This is a genomic window from Psychrobacillus sp. FSL K6-2843 (assembly GCF_038626375.1).
In the GTDB taxonomy this organism is placed as follows: Bacteria; Bacillota; Bacilli; order Bacillales_A; family Planococcaceae; genus Psychrobacillus; species Psychrobacillus faecigallinarum.
The window spans coordinates 817482-840875 of record NZ_CP152021.1 but is presented as its reverse complement, the minus strand read 5'-3'; the positions used below and the strand labels follow the sequence as shown (position 1 = coordinate 840875).

Sequence of the window (23394 nt, the reverse complement as noted above, 5' to 3'; positions counted from 1 at the left end):
TCTAACCTTATTTCCAAACATAATGTTTTCTCAAATTTATAAAGATTTATCTTTTAAACGTGTTCCTTAATAGGGGAGTCGACAAACTTATGATTCGCTAATCCTATTAACGTTTCTTTAAGTGTTGCATTGTTCATATGAGGAAGCTTCTCCATCACATATTTCAATTCAGACTGACTGATCGGATTTGCCTTTCCAATATGAATTTTTGGAAAGATAAATCTGCTTTGAATCTCATTTTCGCTTAAGAGCTCTTCATACAATTTTTCTCCCGGTCTAATACCTGAAAACTCTATACCTATTTCATCTTCTCTATAGCCAGAGAGCTTAATTAAATTTTTAGCTAGGTCAACAATTTTAACCGGCTCGCCCATATCTAGAACAAATACTTCTCCCCCGCTAGCTAAGCTGCCCGCTTGAAGAACAAGTCTAGAGGCTTCGGGTATTGTCATGAAATACCTCGTCATTTCTGGGTCTGTGACAGTTATTGGTCCGCCTACAGCAATTTGTTTTTTAAAGAGTGGCACTACACTACCACGAGATCCAAGAACATTACCAAAGCGAACCGCTGCAAATTTCGTCTTACTCTCTTTAGCAAGATTTTGCACAACCATCTCTGCGAAACGTTTGGTAGCACCCATAATATTCGGAGGATTTACTGCTTTATCAGTAGAAATCATAACGAAGTATTCCACTCCAAACACATCTGCTGCCTCAGCAATATTTTTTGTACCGAAAATATTGTTTTTTACGGCTTCCATTGGATTGTGTTCCATCAATGGAACATGCTTATGTGCAGCCGCGTGATAAATTACATCAGGTTTATACTCCGATACAATGTCGAAAATACGTCCACGATCTTGAACATCTGCGATTATCGGAATTATTTTTGTAATCATGGAAACCTTTTGTCGCAATTCCATGTCTATAGTATAGATAGAATTTTCTCCGTGACCGAGTAGAATAATTGCCTTTGGATTGAATCTGGCTACTTGTCTACAAATCTCTGAACCAATGGAGCCGCCCGCTCCAGTAATGAGAATAGTTTTGTTAGTTAGTTTAGATGAAATTGTTTCAAGGTCAAGTTCTACTTCGTCACGACCAAGTAAGTCCTCAATTCTCACATCTCTTATTTCATTGATTGATACTTTCCCTGTTAGTAGGTCTTCTATAAGAGGCATTGTTTGAGTACGAACTCCAGTATCCAAGCATAGCTGTAAAAGCATTGCACGACGCGTCTTTTCCATTGAAGGAATAGCAATAATAATGTGTTCAATGTTCTGATCCAAGACTACATCCTCAATTATGTCGATTCCACCTAACACTCTCATGTTAAAGATATCCAATCCCTTTTTAGTTATATCATCATCTAAAAAAGCAATTGGCTTAAGCGGCGAGTTCGCATTCTTCAATAATTGTCGAGCAATCATTGTCCCAGCTGCACCTGCACCAATAATAAGCGTCCTTTTTTTAGAACCTTTTAAATTTTGCCCACTTATGAAGGTGTCTCTTATCACTCTCCAAGATAATCTTGTCCCACCAATTAGTAGCATATGCAACATCCATGTAACGAATAATGCTCTAACAAGTACGTCTCCCGTTACGATTACTTGGATAAGAGCGACTGTTAGTATGGAGAAAGTTACTGCCTTAAATATCGACAATAATTCTTTCACGGATGCATATTCCCATACCTTCCGATACAGTCCGTAATACATTGCAAAACTGTGATGCGCTACAAATATCGTAAGCGAACTAATCAATAATAATACATCCGTAAATGGATTATCGATTGGATGCAGTAGAAAATAGCCGATGTATATTGAAAATAACACTATACATGAATCGACTAATATCAGCATCGACATTCTTCGCTTTAATGACATCGTGTCACTCTCCTATTCTTTTACCTATGTAAGCTATTTCTTTTACCTATGTATAATTTCTATTCTCACTGCACATAATTATAGCACTTTGGATATAAATTTGTTGTAATTTTATTGTAATGCAATTGAAATATAACTGTTATGTGGGTATTTTGTCCTTTTAATTTTATCTTACATATCCTAATTACTTTCCTTTTTATTCCTTTTTAACTGTTATTATTTACCGTTATTTATGATAAAAATCAATTATTTTACAATTATATTTACAGAATAGTTCATTTGATTCTAAATTTATTTTAATAGTTTTAGCTTACCTTATAGTTTATTTCCCTTGAAAAAGGGTATATTAATAAGTGTTTTTAAGAATAGATTTCCTTAAAGAGAACAAACAAATATAGAAATTCATTAGGCAAAGTAATAAGCCATCACCCTCGCTTTTGTTGTGCGAGGGTGATGGCTTATTTCTCTCTCATGTATGTCTTTAATTCTTATTAAAAATATGATAAAAGAATAGTTATTGTTATCCGATAAAGCTCCACCATTTTTTAGGAGTGGGTTCCGTTGGTTCTAAAAGAATAACTTCTTTATTTTCTACAATTCTTGCATTGTTTTCTAGAAAAATATCTACAGTATCTAGCTTTTTTTGCTTTTCTAGATAGCATAGTCCTGCATCAAATAAGAATGGTCTTGTTTTTTTGCTATGCACATCGGAACCATACGTATGGACTAAATTACAATCTATTAGCTGTATAGAGGTTTTCTGTATACTTTTACCGAAGTGTCCTGCTAAGCTACCTGCTGTAATTTGAGAGATAGCACCATGATTTATAAGCTTAAGTAATCTACTCGGTTTTTCTGCGATAGCTTTATTTCTTTCGGGATGTGCAATGACCGGTACTTTTCCCATGCTTAATATTTCTTGAATGATAGCTATCGTATAATTGGGCACATTCGATGATGGCAGCTCTAACAAAACATATTTTGAACCAGCTAATGTTAAAGCACTCCCTTCTCTCAGTTGTTCTACGATAGAATCCCCAATTCTTATTTCTTGCCCTAGGTGCAATTTTATTTGCAAATTTTCTTTAGCTATTTCCTCTTTGATATTATTGTATTTTTCTACTACAGCTTCCTTCAGCACTTTATATTGTGGATGATATGCATGAGGGGTCACAATAATATCTGTAATACCTTCTTTTACCGCTTGATATACAAGCCCAAGCGATTCTACCAACGTTTCAGGACCATCATCAACTCCCGGAAGAATATGTGCGTGGATATCTACCATAATATAACCTCCATTCAATTTAAATAGAAAAACGAGTGATTAGGATGGTTCCCAATCACTCTTCAGATCCATAATATTGATAGTAGTAATGATCTTTTTGAAGGACATAGTTATTTAAAACCGCCCCCAAAATATTTGCCTTAGAAGAAATTAATGCTTCTTTAGCCTTCAATAGTGCATCCTTTTCTGTTTTTCCGGCACTTAACACGATAACTGTACCATCGCATAAATTAGATAATATTTGTGCATCGGTCACTGATAATACAGGAGGAGCATCAAAAATAATCATATCGTATTTTTCTTTCAAGTCTTCCAGGACCTTTTCCATCGTCTTAGAACCAAGTAATTCAGCTGGGTTCGGAGGAATTGGGCCACATGTAATTATATCTAAATTTTGTACATCATCATGCTTAATAACTTCCTCTAAAAGAGCTTGACGCGTAAGCAAATTAGAAAGACCTAAAGTGTTAGTTAGATGAAAAGTATAATGCACTGTTGGCTTTCGCATATCACCGTCAATCAGAAGCACTCTCTTTCCTTCCTGTGCAAATACCACAGCACTATTTGCAGCCACTGTGGATTTCCCCTCACTAGGGGAGGCAGAAGTAAATAACATAGATTTTATTTCTTTATCTGGCATCGAGAAGTTGATATTTGTTCTTAGCGTTCTAAATTGTTCTGAAACAATTGCCTTTGGATTAGATGATGTGATCAGCTTTCTAGCTGCAGTCAATAATGGTTTATTTTTCTTTTTGTTAGTTGGCATTTCACAACCTCTTTCGTCTATCAATTACTTCTAGTTTGGTGTCTTGAAGATCTTTTTCTGAAATATTACTGATTAAACCTAATACAGGCAGTTTTAATAATTCTTCTATATCTTCTTCTGTTTTTACAGTCGTATCTAAATATTCTAATAGAAAAGCAAGCCCTACTCCAAGCATCAGACCAATTACCGCTGCTATTGCCATGTTTAACATTGGATCTGGCTTAACAGGTGAGGGATTATCTCCAAGAACAGCTGGAGTGAGAACACTAACATTATCTACTTGCATCAGAGTCTTTATTTGTGCTTGAAAAACCTGAGCAGTTTTATTAGCAATATCCACCGCTCTTTGAGGATCAGGATCTTGAACCGTAATATTGACTACTTGCGAATCCTCTGCATTATTTACTGTAATTTTATTGGTCAAGGCAGCAGGTGTAGTATTTAAATCCAACTCATCAATTACTAATGATAAGATCGCTGGACTTTTAATAATCACATTATATGTATTAATAAGTTGAAGATTGGTTTCTATATCCTGTGAACTAAACGTATTTACCTCTGTTTTCTCTTGATTTATTAAGATCTGTGTTGACGATTGGTAAATAGGAGTTATAACAAAATAGCTCACTACCGCACTGATAGCTAGTGCAATTATCGTCAATATTATAATTAATGATAATCGCTTTTTAAGTGTTTTAAAAATATCTTGAAGTGTTATTGTTTCTTCCATTCAAATTGATAACTCCTTCTATCGTTTATTACTAAATTAGACAATGCTAAAAAGTTTATATTATTCTATCATAGTCAAACTTATTAAAACTACTGATAACAATCCTCACTACCCTTATGCAAACTAAATGAATATTTATTCAATAGTTTAATTTCCTAAAGCCTTTTTCAATATACTATCTCGTCGGGCTTTCTTTTTTGCTTCATATTCTTCTTCCATTGCTTTAGCTTCAGTCTTATCAAAGCCATTTGCTGCTAAGTCTTTTTCTACTGCATTCAAAACTGCATCAAACACTTTGTCTGTGTTTCCTTCCAAATCCTTTGCAGCAGCCATATATTTATTATAAAAATATCCAACATTAATTTTTTCACCATTTGCTTGTTTGTCTACGTATTCTTTTTTAGCTTTAACAATCAAGGCATTTACTTTCGTATCTGCTTGATCCTCTAATCCTTCTAAAGCAGGTGTATATTTTTCTTTAATCGCAGCAACCGTAGTTTCATTGGAGGAACCAGAGCTTGTCCCTGAAGAATTATCGGCACCACCATTTCCAGTTACGTTATTGGGGCTCTCTCCATTTCCACTCCCACTACTCTCGTTTCCATCGGCAGCATTGTCCCCTGCTGTTTCTTCACTTGTTCCCTCTTCTTCTATCACTTCACCATTTTCATCCATAGAAATAGTAGCTCCACCTGGCAGCTCTACTTTATACGGTTCTTTTTCTACAATTTCTTTTACTTCGTCATCTGCAACATCATATTCCTTAAATTTAAACGTATACAGTAAATAACTGCCCCCTGCTATAATTAAAACAAGGACAATAATAGCAAAAATCTTCAACTTCTTCATTGATATATCCCTCCTGAAAAGTAACCTTAGTTTAGCATGATAAATATTCTAATAGTATATAATATGCCAACATTATGTATAAAAACCCACCACTTTTTATATGTGGTGGGCCTAATAGATTAGTAACTTATTTAAATGTAATGGTAAAATCCACATTCATCGGCGCGCCATTGTTTACTGTTAAAGGAAGTGAAATTGTTTTTCCTTTTACATCTTTCAATGAGTCAGCTCCAGGAACCTGTGCTTTAATGTAAGCCAGTCCCTCTGGTGAAAGAGGAGTGAAACCATTAACATGAGTTACTCCCAATTGACTAACCACATTATTAAAAAGATCTTGCCCTAAATAATTCGCTACATCCTCTGGTTTTGCATCAGCCTTAACTGTCACAGTTACAGCGTTCAGTCCAGTTGATTCTAACGTAGCAATATTACTTTGAGCTGCGTTTAATGTTGTGACTAAGTTAGCAATTTTAGAGTTAAGAATCTCTTGTTGTAGCGGATTAACTGCATTATCAATTGCATTTTTAACTTTAGCAACCTCCTCTAATAATGCCGTTATAAACGGATTGTTCGTGGAAGATGGTAGACTGCTTAAAAGAGCATTAATTTCATTGTAGGAAGCTTGGGCTTCTATAAGTTTACCCGCAGCTAAGAAATCGTTAATTTTAACAGTTTTCATATAAATAGTTACAGGAACCATTAGCTCAGCGCGCTTAGCATCAGCTGGCTTTTTGTACTGCTCAAGTAACAAATCTCGAGCTGCCTTACCTGAAAATCTATATAAGATAGCTGTTCTACCTTTTAGCTGGTAGGATAATTTATGATATTCTTTTTCAACTGTTGCAAAATCATTCCTAGATTGAGCATTGTTAATATTATTCATAATAGGTACAAGATATTTTGTTGCGTAATTATATGCGTCAATATATGGAACCAATCCTTTTGATATCTTCTCATCGTAGAGTGCATCTAAATCTCTTAGATATGATTGCTTTTGTGAAGAAGAATAGGTAGACGAAGCTATCAGATTTCTAGTATGTTGGTAGTTCTTCTTTGCACTATTTAACGATGAATTAAGTGAGTTACTTGGTACCAATTTGTCTTCCAACGCCGGGTAAACATAATGTGTCGTGCTTCGATTCAATTCAGCTTTCGTTGCCTCAATGGATCGATTTACATTTGATGTGTTCCCATAAGCCACGGATGAAAATGATAGAACTGAAGATGTTAACAATACTGCTGCTGCCGTTTGTTTCCAAATCCTTGTCATATTACTCCTCCTCTTATCTAATAGTAAAGTCTGTTGAGAATGACCAATATATTTCAACAGCTTCATAGTACTATCCGTTTCGACAAATTTCAAACAAAAACCCCATAAATTCACAATTTTCGTACCATTTATATGGATAATTTAATTAACTATGGTAAATTATATCTATTTTACAAATTCCTTTTTTAGGATATTTATCCTTCAATATATTCATAAATATAAAATTATTTTTTAGTAATTAGTAGTATATTAAAATCATAAGATTTTATTAATTTCATTTTTTAGGGATAAAATAGCATTTTATTTTTCCATTTTAAACCATATAATAGATTGATAAACAACCATTCGGTATATATAGTTGTTAATAGGAAAGGAGCAAGAATTTGAAGAAAATCATCATGATTGTCACCTTGTTTGTTCTGCTATTGTCCTCTTTCACTACTGCATCAGCCGCTGCACTATATAAGGATATTGTGGATACCCATCCAGACAAATCCGCCTTTGATTTCTTAGTTGCAAAAGGTATTATTGTTGCAAATTCGTCTAGTAATTTTGGTATAAATAAGGATATGACTCGCTTAGAGGCTGCTGAATTATTCGTCGAAGCACTTGACCTTGATACTACTAAACCATTTGAAGTAATAGTGACGGATCTAGATTCAGATCACGCTAGCTATCCAATCATTGCAGCTGTAGTAGAAAAGGGGATTATGAGCCTCGATGAAGAAGGTGCATTTAATAGAGAGCAGCCGTTTTCTAGAGGAGAAGCTGCGGTTTTTCTTGTTCGAGCATTTGGATTGACCGGAACTGTTCCGAAGACCTTTAAAGATGTACTACCGGAATATTGGGTGACGGATGATATAAAAACACTACAATTTCACAATATCATTAGCACCTCTTCCGACAATACTTTTAGACCATTAGAAAATGTAACAAGAGGAGACTTTGCTGTTTGGTTAGCACGTAGCCTTCAGCCAGATTTACGTAAAACCCCCACCCCTGCTGCTCCTCCTACTAAGTCCTGTGAGAAACCTAGCAATAAAAAAATAGTGAAAGTAAATGTTCAAGTCACTACACTGTGGAAGCTGCCAAACGCTTATCGTACTGTAGATAAACCGTCTATAACGGCTCCTGTAGACATTCATAAATGGACAAAAAATATGAGTCTAAAGGAAAAATGGTGGTTGGTTAATAGAGTCGACACCCAAGCATTGTTTGGAGATGAAGTAACCATTTTGAAAACTAGTGGCAACTGGGTCAAAATAGCTGTAAAGGACCAATATGTTCCTAACCAAAAGGAAGGCTATCCGGGCTGGGTGCCAAAATCACATATAATAGAAACAACTAAGGATTATTCAGATTGCTACATTGCAGTAGTAAATGCAAAAAGCACCATGCTTTATAGCGATACTGCAAAAAAAAATAAATACATCAGTCTCAGCTACTCTACTATCCTTCCAGTCATCAAGGAAGAAGGCGATTGGCTACACGTGCAAACTCCACAAAACGGCGTGAAGTACATGCAAAAAAAAGAAGCGAAATTATATAAAAACTATCAATCTATCCCTAAACCAAATCAAAAGGATATCGTGAATAGTGCCAAAATGTTCCTAGACCTCCCATATCTCTGGGGAGGAACCTCCTCCTTTGGATATGATTGTTCAGGCATCATCTACTCTGTCTACAAAAATCACGGAATCATCATTCCAAGAGACTCCTTTGTTCAAGCAACAAAAGGGAAAGCTGTGTCAAAGGCTAACCTTCAACCAGGAGATTTAGTATTTTTTGCAGGTAATCGAGGAAGAGGAAAGGTATATCACGTGGGTCTTTACATCGGAGAAGGTAAAATGCTCCATGCCCCTAGCTCCTCCTCTAAGGTAAAAATTGAGTCGATGAATGTTGGGACGTTTAAGACGAATTATGCAGGTGCGCGTAGATATTTGGACTGATTAGATGGAGGAAAAAATTTAGTTAAACTGCTGCGGCTAAGGCAGCAGTTTTTTTAATTTGAATTCCTAAGCTATTTAAAGAAGCCGAATTTGCGCGATCAGGAATAATGTTGAAACTTTTTACGTGTAAAATCAGTAAGTATGATAGATAGGAGGAAGAATAATGAAAAAAATAATTAGTATTTTCATCATTGTACTTATCTCAGTTGGAGTAGCTGATTTAATACAGGGAGTTATTTTAACACTGCTTTATAATCCAAATTCTTACTCAACAACAAATGGTTTAGAATTGGCGAGCTACCTACAATATACTATTTCCGCCTTAACCGTAACTTTTGTGCTATGGGGTGTATATAAGGTGAAGAGTTTTATAACACGCACTAAACCTTCGATAAAAATATAGTTCTACCATTTTATGTAACACATTCCGAATCTCTACGTCTATTGTAGATAAAGGGGTGATAATCATTAGAAGGATTTTAACAGTAAGTATCATCGGTCTAATTATTATTGGATTTTTTGTTTTTGAGCCTTTTTGTTCAGAGCCTCCTTCTCCGACTGTAACAGTTGGAAAAACAAAAATTTCTACCACACAGGGTTCTTATTGTTGGAACGGACCGATATCAGCCAAGTGTGTTGATATGGTTTATACCAGTCCGTTAGATATGGCAAAAAAACATACGCCCACATCTGTTTCTCCAGGAGAAGAAATTAAAATTGATTTTAGAAAAGACCCCATCGATGAATCATTAATAGTGGAGCAATGGATCGATGAAGAAAATGTAAATGCTATTCAAATGAAAGATAATTCAATCGTAGCTCCAAAGGAAAAAGGAGTATATGTCTACTATATAACAGCTGATTGGAAGCAAGGAGACGGAAACTATGCTTTCTCAGTTGTCGTTGAATAAAGATTGTTTTACACTTTCGACGGTCGCGTATAATAAATATGCTACCTTTTCAAAGATGCTTTTGCATATTACGAAATGCCGAATTAAGTGCTGAAATTTATCCTACTAATATTGAAAACATGAATGAAAAATCACAAATTTCCACTCTCAGCGGACGCTTTCCGTGGCAATCAACAAAGAGATAAATGTTCGTATTTTATTAGTAAAGTGCTATTTTTGAAATGAGCTCAGTTTTAATAACAAAAACAAGTCCTAGTCATAGCTTATACACTCCCATATTCCAATATGTTATAAAAAACAAAACGAATCCATTTAGATAACTAAATATCAAAATGGATTCGTTTATTTTTTATTCTTTTACACTAGTCGGTGTTGCTTCCTTTACGATAATCATCCCGTCATATGCTTCATTCGGTGTCATTTCAATCGTATAAAACATCTTTAAAAACTTGTACCACATACGAAAGTCATCCCCGATATTAGCCATCTTTTGCTCCGAAGAAATTATATCCGATAACTCATCTGACTCACTCGCATTTTCAAAATCCACAAAGAAAGTATTTGATTCCACCTCACTGAAGGAATCCACTAAATCATTGTGATTCTTCACTGTAAAATTCTTTCGTTCCCCACTACCATTTTTCGATTGAAACTTACTCTTGATAAAGTCACTACCTATTGCAAAATACTCTTCACCGTATCGTTCATCTAAATAATTTCCCATCGATTTATAGCCGGCTAAAGATGCTGATGTTTTTTCAATATGTCCATTATGACCATTGATAAATACTTTTTCGTTTCCTCGTGTTGCTTCATAATCAATAATCCATTGTAAGTTGTCCGTTAAATATTGATCGCGAAGCTGCGTGTATTCTCCTTCATTCAAAAACAATTGCGTACGCTGCTTCAGAATTTGCGCGTTTTGTAGGGCAAAGACATGGGATTCCTCGGAAGATTGTTCTACATAAGCTACTTTATTTGATTGTAAGTCTAAAATGATATTTTCTACTGTTTCATTGATATCGTGCAATTGCTCCTTCGTTAACTCACGCATTTTCTCATTGGTGACGAGCTCCAACTTTGAGTCATAATTTTTGAACATATTTGGGTTTACGGCTTTGTAGTATTCGAGTACGCCTTTTTTACTATAGTCATAGCGTTGCATGTCATTACCATAAAAATAAATCTTCTCTTCCTCGCTCGCTGTCGCGTTATAATCATGCATCCATTGTACAAGATTGACCATTTGCTCTGTTTTATAAATACTATAGTCTAGCGTGTTTACTGCCTCTTCAGCTGTGCCATTTCCATTTAAAATGAATTGATTAATTTGCTGTCCACCCCCAAAATCACCCTCTAAGACAAATACACGGACATTTTCATTATTTATTAACACTTCAAATACATCTTTTTTCAGTTTTTGAAATTCAATGTTTCCATGTGTTGCCTCCCCTAAGCCGATTAACTTCACATTATCTGGGATGTCAATATCCTCCACTTGGGTAATGTATGATTCTGCATCGTCAACTGCTTCGCCATTGCACCCGATCAATAAAACAGAAATAAAAATTACCAAACATAATATAAAACTCTTATTATTAATTTTCATCATCCCCTTAAACTTCCTTCTTAAATTGCTTTCCTTTGAAAATATAAATATCCACCGACAAAAAATAATATAAAGCTTCCGCCTACAACGGTTAATAACTGATCCCAAGGAACGAAAAATGTATCGCCAGTCTCACCACCGATATACATCATCAAAAAAGGCTGTGCCCAAGGATAGAAAGAACCTAAACGCTCTGAGTTTACAACAAGTATTGTAGGCAATGTCAGGATAACGTTAACAGCAAAAGGCGCTGCAAAGCTCTTGAATAGTATAGACATCCATAACTGCAGAGCAACTAATGGCAATGTCGCTACCCATCCCCCAACCAAACATTTCCACACTATCCTCATTGGGAAAGGATCGGTGAAGCCTTTTATCATCCCTACTATGTATAGAGCAGCAAAAAATAATATTTGTACAACCAATACAAGCAGCATCAACAATAAATACTTCGCCGTAAATACTCTTCCCCGCGTTACAGGTAATGCTAGAAGCTGTTTCCACCCACCTGCCTGATGTTCATATCTGCAAATGGCACTTGCTAAAACTCCTGTTATCAAGGGTAAAAATAGTAAAGCATAGGTTAAATTCATGGAGAGTAATGATAAATACCATTCATTAATCTCCATATCTTCATTGGAAAACCTGCTTGTTAATCCAAGAAAAATTCCTATAATTGGTACGGTAAATATTATGAACATAATCTTTGAATGTCGAAACTTAAACCATTCTGATTGTAGAATTGAGATCATTTATTTCACATCCCTTCTCATAAAGTCGAGCATTCCAACGATATACAATACAATACCTACTCCAATCCCAAGCAGCACATTGATCAACGGCTCATCCCATTCGTTCATTAAAGATGGCCACTTCCATATCATCCAATCAGGTAAAACAAAAGCGGAAAAGGCAAAAATCACACCTAAGACCCCGGTCGTAATCGGAATCCCTTGGTTTTGGCTCACGGATGCAATCCAGAGTTGCAACGCAAGTATTGGCAAGGCTGCAAAATAAGGATAGAAGCTATATTTCAATAACTCCAAGTAAGGAATATCATTTCCTAAATTTAGTAAAACTCCATAACAAAGTGAAAACACTAATAGTAGAAGAGAAGACACAAATAGTAAGCTTGCAAGTACAGTAAATTTCGATAAATACACACCCATTTTGGAGACAGGCAACGAAATCAGTTGCTTCCAAGCATTTGTTTCATTTTCTATACTCGCTATAAAAGAAGTTAATATGGCAATTCCTAATACAAGTGCAAGAGGGGTAAAAGAATGTACATTCATAAAATAATATCTCCAATCATCCTCACTCTGCTGTAATAAGTAATCTTTTCTGACTCCATAGTTAACCATCTGCAAGGCAATAACTCCGAAAGGGCCTAAAAACGCTAGAAACCATAATCCTTTACGTTTTATTTTCAAAAAATCCGCCAGTAAAAGTTTCCCAATCATACTACCTTCTCCTCAGTAGTCATTTGAAGGAAAGTATCTTCCAGTGATCTTTTTTCCTCTTCTACACGGTAAATTGAATAGCCCCCTTGAACGAGCGTAAAGACTGCTTTTGCCACTCCTTCATTTGAATGCTCCGACAATAAAATGATGCCATCCTGCCACTCAGCTTTTATTCCATTTCCTAATAATGAGCGCCAAGCTTGCTCACTATCACTAACCTTTAATAGAATCTTCTGTTGTGCGTACTTGCGCAAAGCTTCGATGGAATCCTGGTAAATCATTTTTCCTTTCGTAACTATTCCGACTGTTGTCGCCATTTGATCGATTTCCGATAATAAGTGACTGGAAATCAAGATGGTCATACCTGTTTCGGCGGGCAACTGTTTAATTAAATTACGGATCTCAATAATACCGGATGGGTCTAGCCCGTTGGTCGGCTCATCTAAGATTAGTAACTCCGGATTATTTAATAAGGAAGCTGCAATCCCTAATCGTTGTTTCATTCCTAGTGAAAATCCTTTAATCTTTTTATTTGCTACTTCGGATAACCGAACAATTTCTAACACCTCGTGAATTCTTGTTTTTGGAACACCTAAAATCTTTCTTAATGCCTCTAAATTTTCATAAGCAGTTAAATGGGGATAGTAGGATGGATTCTCTACTAGGGAGCCCACTCTTTTTAAAATGTCTATTCTTTCTCTTTTTAAATCTTTTTCAAAGATTTGAATCGTACCGGATGTTGATTTCATCAAACCTAAAAGCATTCGGATGGTTGTTGTCTTTCCTGCTCCATTAGGTCCTAAAAATCCGTATATTTCTCCTTTACGTATTTTCATATCCAATCCTACTACGGCATTTTCCTTACCAAAACGTTTGGATAAATTGTTTGTCTGCACTACATATTCCATTTCCCTCACCTCATTTTCTATCTTAGAGATAGAATATTAAAACTAGGTAAGGGGCAAGTTTAAATTTTGTTTAAAAAAAGTGTATTTGAAAGGATGCCCCTTCAAATACACCATTATTTGTATTTCTTTAATTTAATGGTTGTTCCCGCTTCACTTGACTCAATATCCCACTCTAGCTTCATGCCCTTTACCATCATATCAACAATAGACAAGCCTATTCCTGCACCTGCTTCATCGGATTCATTTTTCATCCCGTTTCCTTTGTCTGAAATTACAATAGCATCGTATAGATTTGTAGATTCGGTTTTAACACAAATATATCCTCCGCTTTTTGCATGGCGAAGCACGTTTTGCAATAAATTATCTATTATACTTCCTAACCAAATAGGGTCGATTTTCCACTTATTTTGTTCGAACGGAGTCAAATTGACTTCAAATTTAAACTCTTCCTTTTCAAAGACAGGGTACCATAAAGCTAAACATTCACGTACATAACGAATAACATCAATATCCTTTGTTTCAAATTTATATTTACTAGCCATTAGTAACGTGTATGACATCAAGTTTTCAATCAGTCTGTCAATATTTACAACAGAGGCTTCCAAGGATTCTATCGCTTTTTGACCTTCCTCCGATAAATCTTCTTTAGCAATGGAATAAGTTTGAGCCCTTACCTTTGTTAAAGGTGTACGAAGATCATGAGAAAGATTAGCGATTAGCTCTCGACGTAGCTGTTCCTCTTTCTGCTCGCTCTGTTTGCTTTCCCTTAGCTCAAATACCATTTGATTGAACGTTTTTTCAAGCTGTCCAATTTCGTCCTTCTTTTTCACCGTAATCTCAATCGGTAGCCCGTCCACATCCCGTATTTCCATTGCCTCTTGCAATTGCAATAACCGTTTTCTAATACTCCTAAAGAATAAAAAGGATACTAATAAAAACAGAAAAATAATAAAAATAACACCAGATACAAAAATAAGTCCATATTCATCATAAATATTTTTAAGAGGTGGATCAAACTCTGACCTAGGCATCTCCAGTACAATGAAACCATTCATTTCATCTTGTCCAACAAACGCAATAACTGTAAATGGGTCCCCTCCATAGTGCTGTTTTATAAATTTTGCTGTATATACTGCCGACCACTCGGCAGGCAACTGCTCCTTTACGTTCACTTGATTAGCGAGCGTCCCTTGACCATCCACCCAGAACATTGATGCTTTTGGATGTTGCTGCTTCCACTTAGTAAAATGCTCTTCTATTGTTTCAGAAGTCACAACTTGCATACCATTTGCTTCTTGATGCCATTTTTCCTCTACGTCACCTTCCTCTATAGTATGGTTGTTTAAAGTGTCACCCTGCGTGTTACTAGAAACACCAAATACAAATAAAGCAATAATTAAATAGGAAACTTGAACAATAGACATTGCTAATAGAATCAGAAACATATACTTCGCTAGTAAGGACCGGAAAAACCTCTTCATATTTTTACCCTATACCCAATTCCGCGAATGGTTTCAATAATTGATGGTTTTGCTGGGTCCCTTTCAATTCTCTCTCGTAAATAACGAATATGAACCATCAACGTCTTATCTCCCTCGATATAACGCTCTCCCCATACCCCCTCATACAGCTGTTCCTTTGTCAATATTTGATTCAAATGACGAACGAAGTACTGCAAAAGATGATATTGCTTGCCGGTTAATTGGATTTCCTCATCTTTTTCACCGTCCACTATTCTCATGTCCTTTGTATAGATCATCAGATGCTGAAGCTTTAATATATCGTCATTCTTTTGGTATCTCCGTAGCAATACTTCGACACGAGCTGCAAGCTCATCCGGATGAAACGGTTTTGTTAAATAATCATCTGCAAAATTTAGCCCCTCTATTTTATCCTCCACCGCAGTCCTCGCAGAGAGCATTAAAATAGGCAGGTCTCCCTTTTCCTTTTTAATACGCCTCCCAATTGAAAAGCCATCTAACCCTGGGATCATCACATCCAAAATTGCCATATCCACACTTGAAATATACTTTTCAGCATCCTGCCCAGATTTCAGCCATGTCACCTCATACCCTCTTTCTGTTAAATCCTTTCTCACCCAGTTTCCTATATCCACTTCATCTTCTATGTAAAGAATGTGTACCATGTTTGTCCTCCTGTTATTGGGATTGTGATTTGATAGCTGATTGCTACATGTTTCTAAGAAATTAGAGTCTTTTAAGACCATACCGCTTCAAAAAAACTCTCTACCTCAGTTAAGGCAGAGAGTTTTGTTCCAACCTTGTATAGTTAACTGGTGTTCCATGAAAAATCTCTCTCAATTCAAATGGCCAAAAGACTCCAATAGCTCGCTAAATATATAGAGCGGTCGAGGGATTGTCATAAATCTTGCTCGCGGAGTGGAGCAGGATGGCGATTGTCGTAAAGTAACGCTGGATTGTAGTAAACTAGCGACCTATTGTCGTAAACTAGCCCTGGATTGTCGTAAATCTTACTCGTGGAGTGGAGCAGGATGCCGATTGTCGTAAAGTAACGCTTGATTGTAGTAAACTAGCGACCTATTGTCGTAAACTGAGCCGGGATTGTAGTAAAGTAGCGAGCTATTGTCGTAAACTAGCCTTGGATTGTCATAAACCTTACTCGCGGAGTGGAGCAGGATGCCGATTGTCGTAAAGTAACGCTGGATTGTAGTAAACTAGCGACCTATTGTCGTAAACTAGGCTTGGATTGTCGTAAACTAGCCCGGGATTGTCGTAAACAGCCACAGGTTATTGTGGAAGCCAGTTATACGACACAGTATTTTTTAGCACTTGCAATGATCACTAAGATTTAGAAACTCATTTCAAAATTCTAACAATGCAGACATTATATCATGAATGATTCTAAGACAATACAAATAATCCTATTATTGTATTTATAAGAATGTATATTCCTATAATAGTTTTTTCTAAGATTAATAATTAAACAAACACCGAAACCAGCTAGAGCGTTTGGATGGGGTTCAGCTTTCAATGATGTGTCGTTCCACAAGTACTTTTTAGGGTTGCAGGAAAAATAAGTGACAAATACACTTTTAGCTTCCCTGAAAAACAATAAAATCCATTCGAGCTCGCTCGAATGCCCCAAATAAAGGGTTTCGAATTGCTTGATGAAGTCTTTTATACTTTTGGTATTCACCTAGTGGATAGTTACTTTCGAAGAAGGATCTGGGGTGCTTAAAGGTACTATGAGACGTTCGATCATCACTTAGTGGCTCAGAAGAAAAAGTAGGACATAATAACTATATCGACTTAGAAAAAAACCATTGAAAGAGCGTTCCTAAAGGAGCGTTCTTTTTGTATGGATAAAAACAAACTCTTAACATTCCTCAGTATTAGTAAGCAAAAAACGTTTAACATTCCTCAATTTTAACATCAACAAAACTGTTTTAATCTTAGGGAGTACATGATTTGTACGTTCACAAGTATAAAAATTATTTTATAAGGAGAAGAAAGACCGAACCTTATATACATATATTCCTAATATCATGAATTAATTTCCTGTTATATGAATATACTTCTCATGGAGAGGAGCTACCAATGAGGGCTTGTATTATTCTATTCATAGTTTTATTAGCTGGCTGTAGTGAGCGAGTGATTGACGCTCCAATAATAGAAAAAGAAGAGATTGAGATAATAAAGCATTCTGAACCGGTGAATGTGGAGGTTCCATACAAAGACCAGCATACAGAGTCTGGTTGGGAGCTTACATTTCAGGACGAATTTGATCTTGAGAAAATCTCCACATCAAAATGGAACAAATTAAATATTGGTTATAAAGAGCACGGTAGACTCCATCATTACTTACCAGAACGGGTAACTTCCTCATCTGGCATTTTAAAGTTATCGGTTACTGATTCCCCTTATCAAAGCTATCCCTACCGTTCAGGAGCTGTTACCACTCAAGGTTTGCATGAACAGTTGTATGGAAAGTTCGAGGTACGAGCTAAATTCCCAAAAGGTCAGGGCCTTTTTCCTGCCATCTGGCTTCTTCCTGCTGATCATTCATCTTTCCCAGAAATTGACATAGTAGAAATGCTGGGTCAATTACCAAATGAGCTCTGGCATGTAGCACATATAGAAAATGGAAACAGAGCTTTTCATCTTAACGAACAAATAGATGGGTCAGAATGGCATACCTATGCGCTCGATTGGTCACAAGATGAACTGGTTTTTTATATTGATGATGAAGTAACGTTTAGAACAAGTAATATTTCTAATACAAAAATGTATTTACTAATGAACGTAACAGTAGGCGGAACTTGGGTTGGTGATCCAAACTCAACCACTGAATTTCCTTCCTATATGGAAGTGGACTACGTGAGAATATATCAAAAAAATAATTAATAAAGAAAGAAGGATTTAATTGAATTTAATATCAATCAGTTTGACAATAATATTTATATTTTACCTACTGTTACAACTAAAATATATTTATAGCTCACTAAAAACTTCTAAAACTAAACTTACTATTTGCCCTGAGAAAAAGATATCCGTATTGATACCAGCCTACAATGAGGAAAAGGTTCTAAAACAATGTTTAGATAGTTGGTTTTTCCTCATTACTGCATCAACGTGTTAGATGGCAGAAAGGATTTATAGATTGTATTAATTTATATAAAAAAGACTTTTTCTTTAGCTTGGGTAAAAAGTTCTCTAGCTTTCTCTTATTTGAATCCATAACACTCAGTGTTATTGGCTTATTGGCATTGTTCATACTTCCCATTTCAATAATACTAGGAAACATATCTGTAACTACAATTATATTAATGTCTGTTGCCTGGTTTAGTGAATTTGTAATCAGATTAGTAGCTGTTCAAAGAGCAGGACATTATGGCTATAGTTTTTCTGTTCTACATTGGCTGCACATCATCCTATTTACTATATGGGAGTCTATCACCTATCGCTTCCTTGATACATTTTTCTTCTTCTATGGAACTATTTTATATTTCGTTGGAAGTAGAACTAACTGGAACAAGCTTACAAGAAACGGTACCGTTAATTTTGAAGAAATAGAACCACAAAAGGTAATCGCGCAATAATTTTTATATGTAGAATAAATGGAGAAAATTCAAAAGTATGGAATACAAAAACCTCTCTATATATTCTATTATTAAAATGTCAGATTATTCATTATTTCTTATTCATTTATGTATCAAAAGCATGCATCAAACCAGAACCTGTCTATGGTCCTTTTATGTATTAGCTATGTTAAAGTGAATGTTGACTTTTATAGAAACGAGCTAGGAGAAGTATTTCTATGCTCATTCTCTCATTTTTTACAATAGCACTAAGTTACCTTAATAGGCACCTTTAATTCTTCAGCCATATTTAATTTGAATTTAATATAGGGACTACTATTGTTGCTAAGCCTAAACTAATTTGATGTTCTAGACAATAGATATTAAGCTAGCAGCCATTAGTTCAATTTCTACCCCAAAACCTTTCAATTTCAATTGAGGCTTTCATCGTCTCAGAACTCATATACTTATAAGACTTTTTTAGTATTTCTTTAGAGTCGCCAATTTTTGCAAGTATAGTAACGCTTAGTAATTCTTTCACTTCATCATCTCCTGAAGTGGCCATCAGTTCCAGATAATCAAACAATTCCTTTAACTTTGGTATATCCCTCTCTTTTCCAATGAGTTCAATAAAATAATTGCTGCACTCACCGAAGAAGACATGATTTAAGATTTCTCCACTAAATTCAATATGTTCCTGTAAGTAACCCTTGTACTCTTCAAATTCACCTGTAAAGTGTGCTGCTAAGTTTTTATATTCCATTTTTCCTCCTAATCCTGAACACTTTTATTTATAACTCATTATTCAACTAAACTGCTGTTTTAGTATATAAAGCTATTATTCCTTCTTGAATGAAAGCACTCTGTTAGCTGAATAGGAATCTTATAACTGTATCTTTTTAACCATTTGATAATTAGTCAATTTAACGCCTTTTAGTTCTACTGTTTGTAAGCAAATCGTTTTGTAACCTAGACGTTCAAAAAAGGGCTTGGCTGTAATACTTGCTTCCGTATCAATTTCTAATATCTTTAATTTTCTTGCTTCAGATTCAAGCATATTAACTAGAGCTGAAGCTATACCTTTCCCTTGATAGTCTTTATGAACAAAAAGTCTATCTAGATGTCCACTATGTGTTAAATCGCTAAAACCTACAATCTTGTCATTAATTTTAGCAACATATGTTATATTTTCATTTAAGGAATCTTTCCAAGTTTCCTTTTTAATATCTTTTTCGTCATATGGTGCCCAAACATCTAGTTGTTCTTGTGAATAATCTTTGGAATTCACTGAATGAATCGTTTCATAGAACAAGGTCACAACATCTTCAAGATCTATATCCCTAAATTTTATCAATTCCATGTTCTGTAATGTCACTCCTTTCACTTCTATAAGAATCAATCATATCAAGAAATAAAACTTGTAAGGTAACTTAGCTTTTATATTTCCTTTTTCAATATCCTGTAAAACTAAACTGTCCTATTTGGTCAGCGAGAAAGAATTCAACAAAAATAGAGTGGAATAGCACACTAGGTAGTTGAATAATCTTTCTCTTAATTTAGCATATTATTCAATTTCAATATCTTCTCTTTCATTATGGGAGGTTTGTAAAGCATTAAAGAAAACCTCTATCAAGGCTACACCCTCACTTGTTACAAAATTATTAGCTAAACTCGTTATATCGGAACTTATGTTATCTCCCCATGGCGGCTGTAATAATGTATCATTAATATCCCATATAACTCGTGACGTGAAATTACATGTTTTGGTGTTGTCATTAGCTATATCCCCATTTCTACATTTTCTTCCATCGATTAAACATTACTTCACCTAAGATTTTTAGTCATAAAATATTCTGCATCTTTAACTAAACCAGCTAATAGGATGTAAAATATTTCTCTAAAATTCTAATTAAACTTATATTATACTATTTGAGCCTGACAAATAGCTCTCTGGAAATGGGTATTTTATCCACAGTTGCTTGTAACCGTTAATTATGCAATTGATTTTTTCTTTTTAATAACTCACCAATATCCTTTTTCCTCCTGTTTCGACTCTTAGAGTATGGTAACAAAGGGCATCGAATATTAAAAAAACTCTCTACCTAATTAAAGGTAAAGAGTTTTTTATCATCATTGTGCAGTCAACTGGATATTCCAGTTAGACAAGTCTGGAGATTCTTTTTGGAATACTGATTTAGGGAAATGAAGGCTAACCGGTCGAGCTTGGCGAGCACCTACAGCAAATTGCTCAAGAGGGAAGCCAAGTTGTGCAACTAGATCTCCTGATCCATCGAACAATTGCAATGGTAGGTTGCTAATAGTAATTTCTTCGTCAAACGCATTGCGCACTAGAACGAAAACATTTACACCGTCTTCTGTTTCTGCAAGATTGAACGCTGCAACGGAAATTTCATTTTGCTTCACTGGCTCCATAGCTACCATAGAAGATTCTAAAGAAGCAACTTGCTCATCGGATAATCCATTTGACCAGTTTTCATCTAATTGTAAAGCAAAGTCAGTAACAGCAGGCTCTTGGATTTCAAATAACACTTCGAACTCCATTTTTTCTTTAATTTCATCCTCTGACACAAGTAAGGATTCACTATCAAATTCGAAGATCCATGGACGAGCTCTCAAAGAACTTAACACGCCAAAGTATTCCATATTGAAATCCTTACGTGCCAGTTCTTTTCCATCCATATCTCTTACTACTAATCTAATGTCTTGTAGATTCAATTTCTTTTGTAAGGAATGACGAATGATTGCAGTCATAATAAAACCATCGTTGTTTTTGTGTAATGCCACACCATGGATATTTATTTGATCTGGGTCTAATCCCTTTAATTTGTTGTGATAATATTGGAAAACATAACGTTCTTGTTGGTCTAAATCCCAATGCTCGCTAAACTCTAGCAATGTTTTTAATCTATTGGATGTCTTTGGTTGATTTGGTTTAAACATGAAAACATTCCTTTCAAAATACGAACTATATGGATATTATAGCACAAAGACTCCTATGATAATACTAGGTCATTCCTATGATTCTATTAAGTTGAATTGAAGGGATATTTATGTAATATGTTTTTACTGTAAGCTTGAAATAGATAATCCAGCTAAAATTTTTTCAGTTCTTATACATATGCTTCTCCAGCTCTCTTCGAATATCGTCTGAGATTACTTCGCTTTTATTCTCCTGTACATTTAAGTTCACATAGATTGTATTGGCTTGTACGGTCAATTTTTCTTTCTGCCATATTTCTTCATATAACTCTAAGCTCGAGTTACCTATCCGCTTAATCCAGCACCTGATTTCTACGTTTTGGCCATAATAAATTTGCGCTTTATATTCAATGGTTGTTTTTAAGATAATCATCTTCCAGTTTTGAAAGCTTAGTTCTGGGTTGAACAGGGAAAATAATTGATTTCTCCCACCCTCCAGCCATATAGGGATGGTTGTATTGTTGATATGCCCTACTCCATCGGTTTCAGAAACTCGCGGCTCTATGATTGTTTGAAACATGACTTCCTCTCCCCCTCTTTCGTTTAATTCCACATTATTTTATAAATTCCTTCTACATTATTGTATGTGACACATCCTCCAAAACCGTATAGAATGGATACATATATATTGCATAAAAGGAGTTTTTTTCTTGGTATCCTCTAAAGATGTTGCACGACAAGCTGGTGTCTCACAGACGACGGTGTCGAGAGTTTTAAACACACCAGAATTAGTAAAAAAACCGACACTTGAAAAAGTGATGAAGGCTATTGATGAACTAAATTATATGCCGAATCTTCATGCTCGCTCATTGGTTCAAAATAAAACTGGGTCTATCGCTCTCCTATCGGGTCCATTACACAATCCATTTTTTGTTGACTCTACAACTGCCATAGTTAACTATGCCAATGAAAAGGGATATCGTGTGAATGTTCAGTTTGTGAATGACGAAAAGCTTAGCGAGGCCTATGCTACAGCATTTGAGCATAAGATTGATGGTATCGTTTTGTCGTGTATTTTAATCGATGACCCGATCTTTGATAAGCTTAAGCGTATGAACATACCTTTTATCACCTATAACCGTAAACATAAGAACAATGAGTATTTTGTAGAAATAGATAATTTTCAGGCAGGCTATTTAGCAGCTAAGTATATGATTGAGTTAGGGCATAAGGAAATAGCATGGGTTGGCGGACCCTTATCTGTCAGCACTTTTAATAATCGCTATCTTGGTTATAAGGCCGCTATGAAAGACTATCAACTGACATTACCTGATCAATTTATCTTTAATACGGATACCTCCAAGCAAGATATAGCTAGAGCATTTGAACAATTAATAAATTTACAGGAACGTCCAACGGCAATATGTGGAGGATCTGATTCACTAGCATTATTTTTAATGGACGAAGCTTTTCAACATGGTATCTCTATACCAAATGACCTGAGTATTATTGGAATTGATAACGTAGACTTAAGCAGACATGGCTCCATTCAGCTAACAACAGTAGGAAGTATCTCTGAAGAGAATTTAGGATTTTTAGCTATCCATGAATTAATTGAAATGATTGAAAATAAAAAAAACAGTTGCGTTCAAATTACAGAGTCTGTTAAAGTATTTAAAAGAAGCACAACGAGGGTACTTAAAACAAACTAATATTAGGTTTGTTTTATTTTTCCTTTTTAAATGAATACGTAACCATTTCTACTA

General features: G+C 35.3%; 22 protein-coding genes. 6 read left to right on the top strand and 16 right to left on the bottom strand.

Features of this window, described 5'->3' with window-relative positions; all coding sequences use genetic code 11:
* Positions 1–53 precede the first annotated feature (53 nt).
* From MKY94_RS04180 to MKY94_RS04155, 6 genes are all read right to left on the bottom strand, one after another.
* A complete protein-coding gene (locus tag MKY94_RS04180; RefSeq protein ID WP_342578085.1) occupies positions 54–1886 on the bottom strand; it encodes a nucleoside-diphosphate sugar epimerase/dehydratase in 1833 nt (610 codons plus the stop codon).
* A 520-nt stretch (positions 1887–2406) separates the two neighbouring features.
* Positions 2407–3174 carry a CpsB/CapC family capsule biosynthesis tyrosine phosphatase gene (locus tag MKY94_RS04175; RefSeq protein ID WP_340862675.1) on the bottom strand — a complete coding sequence of 256 codons (768 nt, stop codon included), beginning with the start codon at positions 3172–3174 and terminating at the stop codon, positions 2407–2409.
* A gap of 55 nt (positions 3175–3229) precedes the next feature.
* Entirely contained in the window at positions 3230–3940 is a 711-nt protein-coding gene (locus MKY94_RS04170) for a CpsD/CapB family tyrosine-protein kinase (RefSeq protein ID WP_151111194.1), read from the bottom strand.
* A 1-nt stretch (position 3941) separates the two neighbouring features.
* On the bottom strand, positions 3942–4670 hold the full coding sequence (locus MKY94_RS04165) for a Wzz/FepE/Etk N-terminal domain-containing protein (RefSeq protein WP_342578084.1): 729 nt from the start codon (positions 4668–4670) through the stop codon (positions 3942–3944).
* A gap of 147 nt (positions 4671–4817) precedes the next feature.
* On the bottom strand, positions 4818–5519 hold the full coding sequence (locus MKY94_RS04160; RefSeq protein WP_342578083.1) for a hypothetical protein: 702 nt from the start codon (positions 5517–5519) through the stop codon (positions 4818–4820).
* Positions 5520–5646: 127 nt separating this feature from the next.
* Complete coding sequence (locus tag MKY94_RS04155) at positions 5647–6789, bottom strand: hypothetical protein (RefSeq protein ID WP_342578082.1); 1143 nt, start codon at positions 6787–6789, stop codon at positions 5647–5649.
* A 383-nt stretch (positions 6790–7172) separates the two neighbouring features.
* On the opposite strand from MKY94_RS04155, the gene MKY94_RS04150 reads away from it, so the two are divergent.
* The 3 genes from MKY94_RS04150 to MKY94_RS04140 all read left to right on the top strand — a co-directional run bounded on the left by MKY94_RS04150 (position 7173) and on the right by MKY94_RS04140 (position 9649).
* Positions 7173–8738 carry an NlpC/P60 family protein gene (locus MKY94_RS04150; protein WP_342578081.1) on the top strand — a complete coding sequence of 522 codons (1566 nt, stop codon included), beginning with the start codon at positions 7173–7175 and terminating at the stop codon, positions 8736–8738.
* Between the two features lie 163 nt (positions 8739–8901).
* Positions 8902–9141 (top strand): hypothetical protein, encoded by a 240-nt coding sequence (locus MKY94_RS04145; RefSeq protein ID WP_144540380.1) that lies wholly within the window; start codon positions 8902–8904, stop codon positions 9139–9141.
* Positions 9142–9196: 55 nt separating this feature from the next.
* A complete protein-coding gene (locus tag MKY94_RS04140; RefSeq protein WP_342578080.1) occupies positions 9197–9649 on the top strand; it encodes a hypothetical protein in 453 nt (150 codons plus the stop codon).
* A 349-nt stretch (positions 9650–9998) separates the two neighbouring features.
* Here MKY94_RS04140 and MKY94_RS04135 read toward each other — a convergent pair whose 3' ends face one another.
* The 6 genes from MKY94_RS04135 to MKY94_RS04110 all read right to left on the bottom strand — a co-directional run bounded on the left by MKY94_RS04135 (position 9999) and on the right by MKY94_RS04110 (position 15775).
* Positions 9999–11261, bottom strand: coding sequence for an erythromycin esterase family protein (locus MKY94_RS04135; RefSeq protein WP_342578079.1), 1263 nt, complete (start codon positions 11259–11261; stop codon positions 9999–10001).
* A 17-nt stretch (positions 11262–11278) separates the two neighbouring features.
* Complete coding sequence (locus tag MKY94_RS04130) at positions 11279–12010, bottom strand: ABC transporter permease (protein WP_342578078.1); 732 nt, start codon at positions 12008–12010, stop codon at positions 11279–11281.
* Positions 12011–12721, bottom strand: a complete 711-nt coding sequence (locus tag MKY94_RS04125) for an ABC transporter permease (protein ID WP_342578077.1) — start codon at positions 12719–12721, stop codon at positions 12011–12013.
* Positions 12718–13629 carry an ABC transporter ATP-binding protein gene (locus tag MKY94_RS04120; RefSeq protein WP_342578076.1) on the bottom strand — a complete coding sequence of 304 codons (912 nt, stop codon included), beginning with the start codon at positions 13627–13629 and terminating at the stop codon, positions 12718–12720. The genes MKY94_RS04125 and MKY94_RS04120 overlap by 4 nt, the downstream gene beginning before the upstream one ends.
* 113 nt (positions 13630–13742) lie before the next feature.
* Complete coding sequence (locus tag MKY94_RS04115) at positions 13743–15074, bottom strand: HAMP domain-containing sensor histidine kinase (RefSeq protein ID WP_342578075.1); 1332 nt, start codon at positions 15072–15074, stop codon at positions 13743–13745.
* 32 nt (positions 15075–15106) lie between these two features.
* Positions 15107–15775: a response regulator transcription factor gene (locus tag MKY94_RS04110; RefSeq protein WP_191696621.1), complete on the bottom strand. Its 669-nt coding sequence runs from the start codon at positions 15773–15775 to the stop codon at positions 15107–15109.
* 1432 nt (positions 15776–17207) lie between these two features.
* On the opposite strand from MKY94_RS04110, the gene MKY94_RS04105 reads away from it, so the two are divergent.
* Both MKY94_RS04105 and MKY94_RS04100 read left to right on the top strand, forming a co-directional pair.
* Positions 17208–18014: a glycoside hydrolase family 16 protein gene (locus tag MKY94_RS04105; RefSeq protein ID WP_342578074.1), complete on the top strand. Its 807-nt coding sequence runs from the start codon at positions 17208–17210 to the stop codon at positions 18012–18014.
* 422 nt (positions 18015–18436) lie between these two features.
* A complete protein-coding gene (locus MKY94_RS04100) occupies positions 18437–18709 on the top strand; it encodes a hypothetical protein (RefSeq protein WP_342578073.1) in 273 nt (90 codons plus the stop codon).
* Between the two features lie 382 nt (positions 18710–19091).
* On the opposite strand, the gene MKY94_RS04095 is transcribed toward MKY94_RS04100, so the two are convergent.
* From MKY94_RS04095 to MKY94_RS04080, 4 genes are all read right to left on the bottom strand, one after another.
* The gene (locus tag MKY94_RS04095) at positions 19092–19451 is read right to left on the bottom strand and encodes a hypothetical protein (protein WP_342578072.1); all 360 of its coding nucleotides are present in this window, start codon (positions 19449–19451) and stop codon (positions 19092–19094) included.
* A 120-nt stretch (positions 19452–19571) separates the two neighbouring features.
* On the bottom strand, positions 19572–20048 hold the full coding sequence (locus MKY94_RS04090) for a GNAT family N-acetyltransferase (RefSeq protein WP_342578654.1): 477 nt from the start codon (positions 20046–20048) through the stop codon (positions 19572–19574).
* A 770-nt stretch (positions 20049–20818) separates the two neighbouring features.
* Positions 20819–21649 carry an SLAP domain-containing protein gene (locus tag MKY94_RS04085; RefSeq protein ID WP_342578071.1) on the bottom strand — a complete coding sequence of 277 codons (831 nt, stop codon included), beginning with the start codon at positions 21647–21649 and terminating at the stop codon, positions 20819–20821.
* 163 nt (positions 21650–21812) lie between these two features.
* Positions 21813–22208, bottom strand: coding sequence for a thioesterase family protein (locus tag MKY94_RS04080; protein ID WP_342578070.1), 396 nt, complete (start codon positions 22206–22208; stop codon positions 21813–21815).
* A 130-nt stretch (positions 22209–22338) separates the two neighbouring features.
* On the opposite strand from MKY94_RS04080, the gene MKY94_RS04075 reads away from it, so the two are divergent.
* Entirely contained in the window at positions 22339–23340 is a 1002-nt protein-coding gene (locus tag MKY94_RS04075) for a LacI family DNA-binding transcriptional regulator (RefSeq protein WP_342578069.1), read from the top strand.
* The last annotated feature ends 54 nt before the right edge of the window (positions 23341–23394 follow it).